Annotated in this window: 14 protein-coding genes, 1 pseudogene and 1 riboswitch; of the genes and pseudogenes, 6 read left to right on the forward strand and 9 right to left on the reverse strand. The window is 48.2% G+C overall.

Translation table 11 applies throughout. The features are described 5' to 3' along the window. A partial coding sequence (locus tag M3650_RS20420) for a VWA domain-containing protein (RefSeq protein WP_251577313.1) occupies positions 1-2,203 on the reverse strand: 2,203 nt, incomplete at its 3' end. 148 nt (positions 2,204-2,351) lie between these two features. After that, a riboswitch (cyclic di-GMP riboswitch) is annotated at positions 2,352-2,440 on the reverse strand. 519 nt (positions 2,441-2,959) lie between these two features. Between M3650_RS20420 and M3650_RS20425 the strand changes: the two genes are divergently transcribed. After that, entirely contained in the window at positions 2,960-3,547 is a 588-nt protein-coding gene (locus tag M3650_RS20425) for a GGDEF domain-containing protein (protein WP_251577315.1), read from the forward strand. Between the two features lie 87 nt (positions 3,548-3,634). On the opposite strand, the gene M3650_RS32710 is transcribed toward M3650_RS20425, so the two are convergent. The 5 genes and pseudogenes from M3650_RS32710 to M3650_RS20440 all read right to left on the reverse strand — a co-directional run bounded on the left by M3650_RS32710 (position 3,635) and on the right by M3650_RS20440 (position 5,287). Then, the gene (locus M3650_RS32710) at positions 3,635-3,700 is read right to left on the reverse strand and encodes a hypothetical protein (protein ID WP_369011138.1); all 66 of its coding nucleotides are present in this window, start codon (positions 3,698-3,700) and stop codon (positions 3,635-3,637) included. Continuing rightward, a complete protein-coding gene (locus M3650_RS20430; protein ID WP_251577317.1) occupies positions 3,672-4,250 on the reverse strand; it encodes an MFS transporter in 579 nt (192 codons plus the stop codon). The genes M3650_RS32710 and M3650_RS20430 overlap by 29 nt, the downstream gene beginning before the upstream one ends. 172 nt (positions 4,251-4,422) lie before the next feature. Next, positions 4,423-4,605: a Gfo/Idh/MocA family oxidoreductase gene (locus M3650_RS32715; RefSeq protein ID WP_369011137.1), complete on the reverse strand. Its 183-nt coding sequence runs from the start codon at positions 4,603-4,605 to the stop codon at positions 4,423-4,425. Further along, positions 4,601-4,867 (reverse strand): annotated as a pseudogene (locus tag M3650_RS20435) (Gfo/Idh/MocA family oxidoreductase); the annotation flags it as partial. The pseudogene M3650_RS20435 and the gene M3650_RS32715, both read right to left, overlap by 5 nt. Before the next feature lie 24 nt (positions 4,868-4,891). Beyond that, complete coding sequence (locus tag M3650_RS20440) at positions 4,892-5,287, reverse strand: sugar phosphate isomerase/epimerase family protein (RefSeq protein WP_251577319.1); 396 nt, start codon at positions 5,285-5,287, stop codon at positions 4,892-4,894. A gap of 610 nt (positions 5,288-5,897) precedes the next feature. Between M3650_RS20440 and qoxA the strand changes: the two genes are divergently transcribed. From qoxA to qoxD, 4 genes are read left to right on the forward strand one after another with little or no spacing between them, the layout of a single operon-like run. Next, positions 5,898-6,869, forward strand: coding sequence for a cytochrome aa3 quinol oxidase subunit II (gene qoxA / locus M3650_RS20445; RefSeq protein WP_251577321.1), 972 nt, complete (start codon positions 5,898-5,900; stop codon positions 6,867-6,869). A 27-nt stretch (positions 6,870-6,896) separates the two neighbouring features. Further along, complete coding sequence (qoxB, locus tag M3650_RS20450; protein WP_019423375.1) at positions 6,897-8,840, forward strand: cytochrome aa3 quinol oxidase subunit I; 1,944 nt, start codon at positions 6,897-6,899, stop codon at positions 8,838-8,840. After that, entirely contained in the window at positions 8,837-9,433 is a 597-nt protein-coding gene (gene qoxC / locus M3650_RS20455) for a cytochrome aa3 quinol oxidase subunit III (protein ID WP_019423374.1), read from the forward strand. Before qoxB ends, qoxC begins: the two co-directional genes overlap by 4 nt. 1 nt (position 9,434) lies before the next feature. Further along, the gene (gene qoxD / locus M3650_RS20460) at positions 9,435-9,722 is read left to right on the forward strand and encodes a cytochrome aa3 quinol oxidase subunit IV (RefSeq protein WP_019423373.1); all 288 of its coding nucleotides are present in this window, start codon (positions 9,435-9,437) and stop codon (positions 9,720-9,722) included. 255 nt (positions 9,723-9,977) lie between these two features. On the opposite strand, the gene M3650_RS20465 is transcribed toward qoxD, so the two are convergent. The 3 genes from M3650_RS20465 to M3650_RS20475 form a co-directional block, all read right to left on the reverse strand. Continuing rightward, positions 9,978-10,985 (reverse strand): LLM class flavin-dependent oxidoreductase, encoded by a 1,008-nt coding sequence (locus M3650_RS20465; protein WP_251577323.1) that lies wholly within the window; start codon positions 10,983-10,985, stop codon positions 9,978-9,980. Positions 10,986-10,988: 3 nt separating this feature from the next. Next, positions 10,989-11,642 carry a nitroreductase family protein gene (locus tag M3650_RS20470; protein ID WP_019423371.1) on the reverse strand — a complete coding sequence of 218 codons (654 nt, stop codon included), beginning with the start codon at positions 11,640-11,642 and terminating at the stop codon, positions 10,989-10,991. A 210-nt stretch (positions 11,643-11,852) separates the two neighbouring features. Then, positions 11,853-12,290 carry an RrF2 family transcriptional regulator gene (locus M3650_RS20475; protein WP_019423370.1) on the reverse strand — a complete coding sequence of 146 codons (438 nt, stop codon included), beginning with the start codon at positions 12,288-12,290 and terminating at the stop codon, positions 11,853-11,855. A gap of 149 nt (positions 12,291-12,439) precedes the next feature. Here M3650_RS20475 and M3650_RS20480 point away from each other — a divergent pair, with 149 nt between their 5' ends. After that, positions 12,440-13,345 carry an SDR family oxidoreductase gene (locus M3650_RS20480; RefSeq protein WP_251577325.1) on the forward strand — a complete coding sequence of 302 codons (906 nt, stop codon included), beginning with the start codon at positions 12,440-12,442 and terminating at the stop codon, positions 13,343-13,345. Positions 13,346-13,357: the final 12 nt, after the last annotated feature.

Below are 13,357 nucleotides of genomic sequence, written 5' to 3' on the forward strand. Positions count from 1 at the left end.
TGCCTTGCTCCAGATAGTTCACGCTCAGCTTTTGTGCTGTTCCTTTGTAGTAGAACGTGTACACATTGCCTTCTGCTTTAAAGGTGTAGCTATCACTTTCCTTCAACGGCGTGTAACCCGCTACTTCCGCGGCTGTCAGCTCCACCGTTTTACCTGTTACTCCGTCTACGGTCGTGGCTTCCGCCAGGACTTTATCCGTGCCTTGCTCCAGATAATTCACGGTCAGCTTTTGCGTTATTCCTTTATAGTAGAAGATATGCTCTTGGTTCGCTTCAGCCGTGAACGTGTAATCCACTTTGTCTGGCTTCACCACGCTATATCCCGCTACGGTCTCCGCAACCAGCTCAACTGTGTCGCCCGTTTTGCCTGATAAGCTCTTCGAAGGATGTACCTCTTCGGTTGTTCCTTCTTTATAGTACTTTACGGTTACGCTTTGCTCACTGGCGGCATAGTTGAATGTAATGGTTACATTCTTGCCAGGCATCACGCCAGTTACACGACCATCGCTTACGTTCAAGCCGCTTCCTTCACTGACCACGACATCCGTGAAATGATACCCAGAGAAAGTCTTGCTGCCAACGTCTACGGATTCCCCCGGTGCTTTATCCACTGCACTTCTTTCGAACACTTTATCTCCGGCTTGATGCACAAGGGTCAACTTGCTCGGAGCATCTGTAAATCCGAACCAAATGATTTGTGAAGGCTTGCTCAGCGTCAAATCAACGTTTGTAGGATTCGTACCGACCTTCAAATGATAGTTATCAGCCGATGGCGCAGGTACAGAATACGACTGACCTATATCAAGCGCTTTGTCCCCGTTAACCTTGAAATAATCGCTGTACAGTTCTTCCGCCAAATCTGGCCTCTCGACGACTTCTCCATCCGCATTGACCGGAGTTCCCTCGGCATTGACCTTATAGCCTTTAACGAGGATGGATCCTTTACCGAAGCTTACTTCCGGCACTTCGAAGTCCTTCGCTGTGGGTTGGCTATTCGCGTCCGTATAGTTCATCGTCGTCTTGCCATTCGTCGGATACAATTTGCTCGGATCCGGATTCTTCGACAGATCCATCAACACTTTGTAGGTCAGTGTCGCCGGGGTGCCTTCTACGATTTTGCCGACATTCCACGTAAATGTCTCCGTAGCCGAATTCCACGTCACCGTGCCTTGTGAAGCCTTGTAATCCTCTTCGCTCAGAGAGCTGCCCTTCATCTTCAGGTTGAACATGTCACCCATTGGATCGGTAACTTGGGCGTTCTCGGCCGCAAAGGCAATTTTGCTTGCCAGTTCGGCAAAGATTTTCTCAAGCTCCGAACTGTTGGAAGAGTAGTAGCCCTTATTCTGACTGTTGGTCAGGACATAGGTGGCATTACTGTTACTGCCGACATCAAGACCTATGGAATAGATGTTAACGCCGGAATCAATAACGTGCCTGGCTTCAGAAATTGTACCAATGCCATTATCTCTGATGTTCCACTTGTATCCATTCCACCAGTCGTAATCGAGTCCATACTCGTACCGCCCTAATCCATAACTTGAGCCTGATCCAATAACGTTGTTGTAGTTGAAATTCGAAAGGATAAAATTGTATTTCCCGCCAGGCCATGTATGATTGGCTGCAGTAGAAGCCTTGTAACTGTATGTAGGTTCGCCATCACTTAACAGCACAACGACCTTGTTCTGAGCAGTGCTGCTCTCCAACAACGTGCGGGCACGGAGAAGGCCTGCTTGTATATTCGTCCCGCCGTCTGCTTTAATACCTTGAATCGCTTGTTTTAAGGCATCCTTTTGGTCGGTCCCTTTAAAACCGGAAACTTCTTGATATGACTTATTGAAAGTAACGACGGCTATTCGTGTCCTAGAATCCTTGACAAGCAAGTTGTCAACAAACTTATTCGCTGCATCTCTGGCTTTGGTCATCCGCTGTTTATCGTTCATGCTCCCGGACTTGTCAATGACGAGAACGACATCGGAACCGCCAGATTTGAGGTTTTTCCCCTCAGCTGTCAGCGTAATCTCCCATTCGCCCTTGGTCCCGGTGGGCTCAGCGCTCTTGGTCAGCTTGACCGCCCCTGGATTAGGCCAAATCAGATCCCCCGAGTTCGCGGCTGCCGCTGCGCTTGGAAGGGTATTGGGCATAAACCCGAAAAATACCGACAACATGCACAACCATGTAACGGCCAATCTTAATCTACGTTTCATGTATCCACCTCATTTTTTCATTTAAATCCTCCTTTGCCTTTTCTACTTGCCTCCTCATTCTTATTTATATAGCTCTACGGAACGGAAATTCCGTTGAGTTGAGAACTCCACATAAATAAAAAAGCCCGGCTACATTAACATAATTGTTAAATGCAGCCGGACGATCATTAGTCAGAGCGACTATTAGACTCCAAAGCTTTGCGACCTAATCTTTCGATTAGTGTGCCGTATTATATTGTAAACAGCAACTAACTATGAATCGAAAATAAGCCTCTAAACCTAGTATTTAAGAACTAACAAGCTCAATATATTTCACGAGTACCTTTTTGTCAATGGGGTTATGAAAAATTTTTCATGCCCACTCTAACCTCAATCCCTCGCTCCAAAACGGGCATCACTCCTCGTAATAGAACTATAAAGAGCACCTCAATCAGATGTCGCTATCGTAATACTATCGAACCAGATACGTCAAGCAGTTACGGAATAAATCCACCCCTCATCTCCACCGGTGGATGATTTTCTTTATTCTTCCGGTTGATTAGTATAAAGGCTGATAAACGTGTTCCGCCCTGCTGCTTCTCTTAGATGCGGATAGCTTGTTATTTTCGTGGAGAAATATCATTCAATTTATGGGGAGAATGTTATGACATGGTGAAATATAAAGGAAGAATCATACTAGTATTGATTATAGTGGCAACGTCATTCTGTTTTTATAATTATAATTACTTCTTCGACGATTACGGTGAAGAACTTTACATGTCCACCATTATTCTTTTTGCTTTTTTGGGATGGCGATTAGGAAAACGTTATGATATGGCGGTCCATGACTCCGAGAAGGATGCACTCACAGATATTTATAACCGCAGATATATCATGGATGCGTTCCCGGGACTGCAAAATACAGCAGACAAACGACTAGAAAAATTATATATCTTTCTAATCGATGTTGATAACTTCAAGTCAATTAATGATCGGCTCGGTCACAATATCGGAGATCGCATATTACGGCAGGTAGCCAGAACACTTAGCTCCGTCGTTCGCAGAAGCGGCTACGTTGCTAGATGGGGAGGGGACGAATTTTTGTTAATCATCCCCTGCACAGATGAATCAGGTATGAAGCTGCTGCAGAATCACCTTCAGCGCACTATTCATGGCTGTATTGACGACAAAACCGTACAGGTATCTTGCTCATTCGGTCATGCCGTATACCCGGATGAGGGAGAGCATCTGTATGATCTCATCTCGATAGCAGACTGCAGAATGTACCATCACAAAAAGCAATCACGCCACACAACAGAACGTATAACCCAAACACTCATTCAGCTTCAATCTGCAAAAAGGTAATCTCTCATCAAGCCACACAACCCCAATAGGCTCATTAAGCTTGAATCGCGGTTGCGCCGCCTTGACGCTTCGCTTCCAGTTCGCCAATCATTGGGCTCTGACGCCGGACTTCCATTCACCGTAGTCAACCGTATCTGCCAGCATCGTGAACAAGAGGCCTGCTGTAAATCCAATACCGACATTGCCTATACGACAGCATCGACATTAACGCAATGCCAACCACTACCAAGCCGCCCAGTTGACCGAATATCATCCGGACCGAGTTGACGACCGTACGTTCCTGCGAGTTGCTCGTCATGCTCGGCAAGAGCGATGTCAACGGCAGATTAATTGCCGCATACAAAATACCGAGTGTAATGTAAGTAATGTGAGCGTATACAAGTTTGCCCGTGTCGCCGAAGTCCGGTGTCATGAACGTCAGCACCGCAACGATGGCAAACGGTACCGCGAGCCAGAGAAAATAAGGCCTCGATTTACCCCACTTCGTGTTGGTGCGGTCGATCAGCACCCCGATGATCGGACTATCGAAGGCATCGATTATCCGCGCCACTAAGAACAATGTGCCGATTGCTGCCACATTCAATCCGTACACATCTGTATAGACGAACATCAAGTACATCGTAATCATCTGAAAGACGAGGTTGGAAGCCGTATCCCCGAGGCCGTAACTAATTCGTTCTTTCCATGAAACCTGGTTTCCCATGAGGTGAACCTCCTTCATTAATCCCTACCGTAATTGCATGGCCTTCTTAAAACCGGATTCCATATAAGATGTAACCCCTCACATTTATGATTATAGGGATAGGATTGCGCTGCCTCTGCATGATAGAATATCCCGCCCTCTACTTATACAAGTAGAGGACGAGATCATTTTATTAATTCAGTATCACTTCTTTGCCTGTTCTGGCAGATTCATAAATAGCCTCCAGAATCGTCGTCACGACATAGGCCTCTTCAGGCTTTACCAGTGGTTCTTTATCTTCAATAATAGCCTCGAGCCATTGTCTGGCTTCACGGTCCGCCTCGGTTACCTCTTGGGAGCCGTAGTATGGGAGCATCGACTGTAATGGTTGAATGAGAGCTGTTCGGTGTTAACACGTGAATCACGTCAATGGTGACATCTTGTGTCAATTGTTTATAATCCGTATATGTCTTCGCCCCTGGAACACCATATTGCTTGGCAGCAATTTCGGCACGTTCTTCAATGATGTCGCAAAATGCTATCATTTCTGCAAGATCTGTCAATTTGGCCAAGTCTGGAAAATGCTTTGCATGGGCGATTCCACCGCAGCCTATAATCCCTATTTTTAATGTGCTCATTCTCGTCTCCCGTTTCTTACAGCTTTAAGATTGGAATAGCTTAGAGATATATTTATAGCTGATCTCGACACTTTCTAGCTGGTTCTTTTTCGTCCAATCTTGCTCAATAAACAGGTATCTGGCTTCCGGTTTACTTTTAAACGCTTCCACAATCACGGGAATGTCCATGATGCCCTGCCCGGCCTCCGTGAAATAATCTATTTTGTGCAGCTTGACCATCAATTCCATATCAATATTGGCATCGTAACCGATTACTTCAAATAAATTCATCGGCTTCACATCAGCAGGCAAGTCTTTCTGATGAAGAAGGTCGCAGCGGTCCACCAGCTTCTGCAAATATTCAATAGGATCGACTCCGCCTCTCAATGCCCAATACGTATCAAATTCAACTTTTACGAGATCTTCAGCCGTATTTTCCAAGATGATGTCTAGTACATATTGATTGTCAAATTTCTGGAACTCTTCAAAATGATTATGGTAATACAGCTGAAGTCCGTTTTTCTTAAACAACTCACCGGCTATTACACTTTTTTACTCGTCAATGCTTTTTGGGAGAACGAACTGAATTGGGGCCAGAAACGGGGTGCCTATGATTGTTTGGAAAAAAACGGAGTTATCAACAAACGGTTCATAACGTGCGGTAAGTGGTCAAACTAAGGCCCCATCTGTGTTCCTCCAGATACGAACGCATATACCCTAAAACTCGGGTCTTTTTTAGTGAAAAAAGTCACATGAAGGCGGTTTAATTGTTACAATATTGCGAAGTGGGGGTCTTGCAGCACCAATTATGAACAAAATGAAAAGTCGCCGTAATCGCAAGAATTTACGAGAAAACGAGCTTAATTGAGAGATAAATGTCATGGAACACCCGGGTAGATCTAAAAACAATGGTTTTTCATGGTAAATATGGTGCACTTTATGTGCTGTTTCTAAAATAACTTCTCACTAATATAGATGTGATCAAGTTTATACGACATTTGTCATTTTCATAGCTCATCTAAAGCACATCTTAGAGAGAAAGGGGTACGTTATGAAGAAGAAAGGGTTGTTAATCAGTTTGTTTGCAGCTCTTCTTGTCCTCTTGACCGGGTGTAATTCAATAGCTGTTCTGAACCCGAAAGGTCCAGTGGCCAAGACACAGTCTGACGTCATTATTTTTTCCATGATTGTTATGGCTGTGGTATTGCTTGTCGTCTACGTCCTTTATATTTACATGTTAACGAAGTACCGCGCTTCCAAAGCGGCACCGGATTACGAGCCGCCGCATATGGAGGGCAGCAAATGGCTGGAGATTACATGGACTCTGATTCCGGTCATTATCGTCATTATTTTGTCCGTGGTCACGGTTCGCAGCACCTACGCGGTCGAGAAGACGCCTGAAGGCTATGAAAGCGATAAGCCGCTCATTATTTACGCCTCATCCTCTAACTGGAAGTGGCACTTCAGTTATCCGGAGGAAGGCATTGAGACGGTCAATTACGTCAACATTCCGACGCACCGTCCAGTAGAGTTCCGCTTGTATTCGTTTGGACCGATTACTAGCTTCTGGGTTCCTCAGCTAGGTGGTCAGAAGTACGCCATGAGCGATATGGTGACGAGGCTCCATCTCGTAGCTGAACACGAAGGATCATTTGTAGGCAAGAACTCCAACTTCTCAGGTAAAGGCTTTGCCCACATGGAATTCGAAGTATTGGCGATGTCACCTGCCGGCTACACGAAATGGATTGATGAAGTGAAGCAGACAGCTTCCGAATTGACCGAACAAGAGTTTAATTCCTTGCTGGAAGCAGATCATGTGGGCCGGAAGACGTATACTTCCACACACTTGACATTCAGACCAGCGCCAGAGGGAGAACATGGAGGACATAACCATGGAGCTCCTGCCGCTGGCTCCAATGAAGGAACGGATAAAGAGATGGATCACTCGACTATGGATCATTCCAACATGGACCACTCCGAGATGGAAAATCAAGAGGCCGACCATTCTCAGCATGGCAACTAGAACGAACCAGAAAGGAGTTCTTTGAGTATGAAATGGGACGAATTTTTCGTTACCGGTGAACCGATGATCTACGGCGCTATGGCCAGTATCGTCCTCGTGTCGCTAGCCATCCTCTTCTGCTTGACCTATTTTAAAAAATGGGGCTATCTATGGCGTGAATGGCTAACTACCGTTGACCATAAAAAAATCGGTATTATGTACATCCTCAGTGCGTTGATTATGCTGTTCCGCGGCGGTGTAGATGCGCTGATGATGCGTACACAGCTTGCCGGACCAGACATGAAGTTCTTGGACGCGCAGCATTATAATGAAGTATTTACGACTCACGGTGTCATTATGATTTTATTTATGGCGATGCCGTTTATTATCGGCTTGATGAACGTCGTGATTCCGCTCCAGATCGGGGCGCGCGACGTCGCATTCCCGCGGTTGAATGCAGTCAGCTTCTGGCTGTTCTTCGCCGGAGCAATGCTGTTTAACATTTCGTTTGTTATCGGGGGATCTCCCGATGCAGGCTGGACCGCTTACTTCCCGTTGGCGGGCATCGAGCTGAGCCCATCCGTGGGCAATAACTTCTACTCTATTGCCCTGCAGATTGCCGGTATCGGTACGCTGATGACAGGCGTCAACTTTATTGTGACGATTCTGAAGATGCGTGCGCCTGGCATGACGCTGATGCGTATGCCAATGTTTACGTGGTCTGTACTTATTACATGTGTCATCATCATTTTCGCCTTCCCGGTCTTGACGGTAGCATTAGCGCTTATGATGTTCGACCGCATGTTCGGCTCCCAGTTCTTCACGATGGCCGACGGCGGTATGGATATGCTATGGGCCAACCTGTTCTGGGTATGGGGTCACCCTGAGGTATATATCGTAGTCTTACCGGCGTTCGGTATTTATAGTGAGATTATCTCAACCTTCTCACGCAAAAACCTGTACGGCTACAAATCGATGGTCGTCAGTATGATAGCTATTTCGCTCTTGTCCTTCCTCGTATGGGCGCATCACTTCTATACGATGGGTCACGGCGCCATGGTTAACGGATTCTTTTCCATTACCACGATGGCAATCGCGGTTCCGACAGGGGTTAAAATATTCAACTGGCTCTTCACCTTGCAGAAGGGCAGGATCGAGTTCACGACACCGATGCTGTATTCGCTCGCCTTTATTCCAATCTTTACGATCGGTGGCGTAACCGGCGTTATGCTCGCGATGGCGAGCGCCGATTATCAGTATCACAATACGATGTTCTTGGTCGCTCACTTCCACTACGTGTTGATTCCGGGCACAGTATTCGCGGTTATCGCCGGTATGTACTACTGGTTCCCGAAACTGTTCGGCTTCCGGCTCAACGAACGTCTTGGCAAGCTTAGCTTCTGGATTATCGCGATCTCCTTTAATGTGACGTTCTTGCCATTGTTCTTCTTGGGGCTGAAAGGCATGACACGTCGTATGTATACTTATTCTGAGAGCACCGGCTTCGGTCCGCTGAACCTGATTGCTACGATAGGCTCGGCAGCCCTTGCTATCGGCTTCGCCATTCTCGTATACAACATTTATTGGAGCTTCCGTTACCAACCAAGAGATACAACAAGCGATCCGTGGGATGCGCGCACGCTCGAATGGGCAACGCACAGCCCGGTACCGGAATATAACTTTGCCATTACACCTAACGTGAAGAGCCTGGATGCATTCTGGTTCTGGAAGAAAAACAAACAACCATTGTTCGAGGGCAAAATCGAAGAGATTCATATGCCTAACAACAACGGACAGCCGTTCGTGCTTGGCGTTATCTTCTTCTTCTTCGGATTCTTCATGATATTCAGCTGGTGGACACCGGCTATCATATCGGGTATTGCGATTGTGATTATGCTTGCCGTGCGTTCCTTCGAGCGCGATCATGGACACCATATTCCGGTGAAGGAAATTAACAAGACGGAACAACAATTGCGGGGTGATAAAGCATGAAGATCGATAACACGCTGCCGCTAGAATACCAGACGGAAGAGAACAGCAACCGTATATTCGGCTTCTGGTTGTTCCTTGGTGCGGAGATTGTGCTCTTCTCTACACTCTTTGCCGTCTACTTTACACTATGGACTCGGTCGGGCAATGGCCCGACGGCTCAAGAAATATTTCAGATTAAACCAGTACTGCTGGAAACGTTCCTGCTCCTGACGAGCAGCTTCACCTGCGGTCTCGCGATTCACAGCATGCGTCTCAGCCTGAAGAAGCCAGCATTGATCTTCTTCGCCATTACGTTGCTGCTAGGTCTCGGGTTCCTAGGCATCGAGATCTATGAATTCGTCACTTATGTGCATGAAGGCGCAACGCTTCAGACATCTGCATTCCTATCCAGCTTGTTCGTCCTGCTGGGTACGCACGGTGCGCACGTAACGCTCGGTCTCCTCTGGGGATCAGGCCTGATGATTCAGATTAAGCGTGAAGGCTTCACGCGGGATACGGCGAACAAGTCGTTCATCTTCTCGCTGTACTGGCACTTCCTGGACGTCGTCTGGATCTTTATCTTCAGCTTTGTATACTTGAAAGGATTGATGTGACATGAAACAACTATTCCCGATACGTCATGTGATGGGATATGTCTTTTCTCTCATCCTTTCCTTGGTTGCGCTAGCCGTCATTGTCTGGGATATGTCCTTCGCAACAGGCCTTACGATCCTGCTAGTCTGTGCAGCGATTCAAGCAGGCGTGCAGTTGATTATGTTCATGCATATTGACGAGGACAAGTCCAACAAGGCCTCGAACTACACGAATATCGCCTATGCGCTGTTCGTAGGTCTAGTAACAGTGTTCGGTACACTGTTCACGATGATCTGGGGTTACTTGTAAGAGAATAGCAGATATTACAATTGAAAGGCTATCCTTGAAGTCAACGACTTCGGGATAGCCTTTTTTGCTTATTGCATGGGGCTTACTTCGACCGCGAAGAACGAACGGCAACCACGCGCAGGCGTTAGTCGCACCAGGTTATCGGTTTACTTGAACTTACATCGAAGAAAAAGGACCCTCCGATGCATGAGAGTCCTTTTTCTTCGATTGGTCATTGGGCTTCACGTTACCATATCATGGCCGTCATTCTGAAGCTCACGAGCGAGTCAGTTGAAATGCTTCTGCCAACAGGCGATAGGAGGTCAGCCTTGCCTCGAAATCATGCATAATGGTCACGATCATGATCTCTTCCGTATTATATTGCTCGCTGTACCGGAGCAGCTCTTGCTTCACCCGCTTAGGGCTGCCGACAACCATCCGCTTGCGATTTTCTTGGATACGGCTCAAGTCGAATGGCGTATAAGGATAAGACGCGGCTGTCTCCACAGAAGGAACGCCCGGCCGATGGATGCCCTGCTCCAGAAACAGAAAGGTCAGCTCCAGGCTGGAAGCCAAGCGCTCAGCTTCCTCATCGGTTTCGGCGCAGACGACAAATACGGCGAGTATGGATTGAGGACGCTCCCCTGCCGTGGATGGCTGAAAATGCTGCTGATACCAGCGCATCGCTTCTGGTCCCCCGTAGCTGTTAATAAAGTGGGCAAAGGCGAATGCCGTTCCCTGTTGGGCAGCGATCCTTGCGCTTTCGCCGCTCGATCCAAGCAGCCACATTTCCGGAGCAGTCGGAATAACCGGAGTGGCCCGGAGTCCGCTATAGCGGTGATTGTCCGGGAGCGAATCGTGAAGATAGTGCATCAGATCAGACACCTGCTCCGGATAGCGATCGACCGGCGCTCTCCCATCCATCAAAGCTCTGGTGGCCAGCGGCATGCCGCCGGGTGCCCTTCCCAGTCCCACATCAATCCGGTCCGGGTACAGTGCTTCCAGCAAACGGAAGTTTTCCGCGACTTTGTAAGCACTATAATGGGGCAGCATAACTCCGCCTGAACCGACACGAATACGGGACGTTATGGCCGCCAAATGCGATATTAGCACCTCCGGGCTTGAACCTGCAAGGTTGGAAGCGAAATGATGCTCCGACACCCAAAAACGGTGGTAACCCAGTTGTTCTGCTGCTTGCGCCAGCCGAGCCGTCTCGGCCAGCGTCTCGCTCGCTGTGCTGCCTTCGGGTATCGGAGATTGGTCCAATATGCTAAGTTGAATCATAGGTCACTCACCCTCGGTCATCTTATTCCAGAACGTCACCTCATCCACAGGCACACGAGGTGAAGAATGCGCCGGTTCAGAGGCTTTGCCTACAGGCAGTAACATCACGGGGACATAGCGCTCCGAGATTCCAAAAGCTTCCTTGAACTGCTGGGCATGAAACCCGCCCATTGGCACGGTGTCATATCCTTTAGCTTTCGCAATTAGCATCAATTGCATCGCAATCAATCCGCCATCGACGAGCACAATATTGTTAATTTTCTCCGCGCTCATGTTTGCATAACCATTCGTAATTCTGGTCACGAATGACTCTTTTAGTTCCTCATCCATGTAGCCCGATTCAACCGCTTGTTCATAGATGCGCTCCGCCTGTTTGTAGCCTTCCAGATCACCCAGTATAGCGATGACGGCTGACGCATCCACAACTTGCTGTTGATGATTGGCTATCGGAAGCAGCTTTTCCTTTAGCGCTTGGTCGGTAATGACAAGGAATCGCCAAGGCTGAAGATTTGCGCTCGAGGGAGCGAGCGTGGCCTCCTTCAGCATGTCATGCAGCTCTGCCTGCGAAATGGTCACGGTTGGGTCATAATGGCGCACCGAATGCCGATCACGTAACACGGTAAAAAAATCACGCTTTTGCTCTACTTTTGTCTCCATCCTATCCAGCCTCCGATTTTGTTCGAGTTAAAGATGCTAACATTATACTGTGTAGATTAATACACAGTTAAACATAAAAAAATTCCCGCTACTCATCACATCATATTGCAGAATATTACTGTGTAAAAACATACACAGTTAACGCTGTTGCAACTGTGAAATTATATGCACAGTATAATCCCCTTCAAGACCATTGTCAATCATCCCTTCCTACACTAAGGATTGATCCGCTAGGTCAGCAATGGTGTACTTTTGCAGCACGGCCAGCACGCTTTGATCCAGTTCCGCCATCATATCGGAAAATGTGGCTTTCATGCACAGCCCGAACGGATGGTCACCCGTCGATTCGAGCAAACTGGTATGGAACGATTCATCTTTCTGTAGAGCCGTTAGGATGTCGGCGCATGTAATAAGTTCCGGTGCTCTCTTCAGCCGGTATCCGCCGTCGCGTCCCTCACGCGTCTCCAATATATTTTCCTGGGCCAGCTTAGCGAGAATCCGCCGAATTAAGGTCGCTTCCGACTGAACATGCTCAGCGATTTCCCCGCTAGGACAACGATTCGGATATTGGGATATTACCGTCAACGCCTGTAGAGCCAATCCAAACGATTTAGAGTGGAGATGACAGGTGTATTTTTCTTTTTTCAATGCTAGTCACTTCCCTCCGGTCACATACTCTGTGTGCATTGTAGCAAAACCGCGGAATTTGATCAATACGGCACAGTCGCAGTGTAACACGTTAGACTCTTCCCGAATAAGGTATTTCTAGGCGAATATCATGATTTGGAGGTAGAGAAATGAATCCGTATCCGATGTACCCCTATTACGGGAAAGAGACAAAGTGCGAGGAGAAGCCGCTTTCCTTTCCACCGCAGCATCAAGACCAGCAGCCCGGGTTGGAATATGTCATGTCCCCAAGGCCGTTATATGACAATCCTTCCTATGTCGGCAGCTGCAAGCTGCAGGACCGCGTGGCTCTCATTACAGGAGGAGACAGCGGCATCGGCCGCGCAACGGCGGTGGCGTTCGCCAAGGAAGGGGCGGATGTGGCGTTCGCCTATTTATATGAAGAACAGGACGCGCAGGAAACGCGCACGCGCATCGAGCAATTGGGCAGACGATGCTTGCCGCTTCGCGCCGATCTGCGCACCAAGGCAGCCTGCACCGCTATCGTCGCACAGACGCTGCACCACTTCGGCAAGCTGAATGTGCTGGTCAACAACATTGGCGTCCAATATCCGCAGCACAGCTTGCTGGACATTACGGAGCAGCAGCTGGAGCAGACGTTCCGTACCAATATATTTTCCTTCTTCTTCGTCACGCAAGCCGCACTGCCTTGCCTGCGTCCGGGAAGTTCGATTATCAACACAGCTTCGGTTACCGCCTACCGGGGAGAGAAGACATTAATCGACTATTCCGCCACCAAAGGAGCAGTCGTCTCGTTCACCCGCTCGCTGGCGCTGTCCGTGGTCGATCAAGGCATACGCGTCAATGCCGTTGCTCCCGGTCCGACATGGACGCCGCTCATTCCGGCCAGCTACTCCGCTGAGCGCGTGGCCACCTTCGGCACAGATACGCCGATGCATCGGGCCGGCCAGCCATTTGAGCTCGCTCCGGCTTACGTATATCTCGCCAGCGACGATTCCCGCTATGTGACGGGCGAGACGATGCATGTCAATGGCGGCAGCTTCATCACCTCTTGAGGCATGGAAATA

The sequence above is a fragment of the Paenibacillus sp. MER TA 81-3 genome, from assembly GCF_023713585.1.
Lineage (GTDB): Bacteria > Bacillota > Bacilli > Paenibacillales > Paenibacillaceae > Paenibacillus_B > Paenibacillus_B profundus.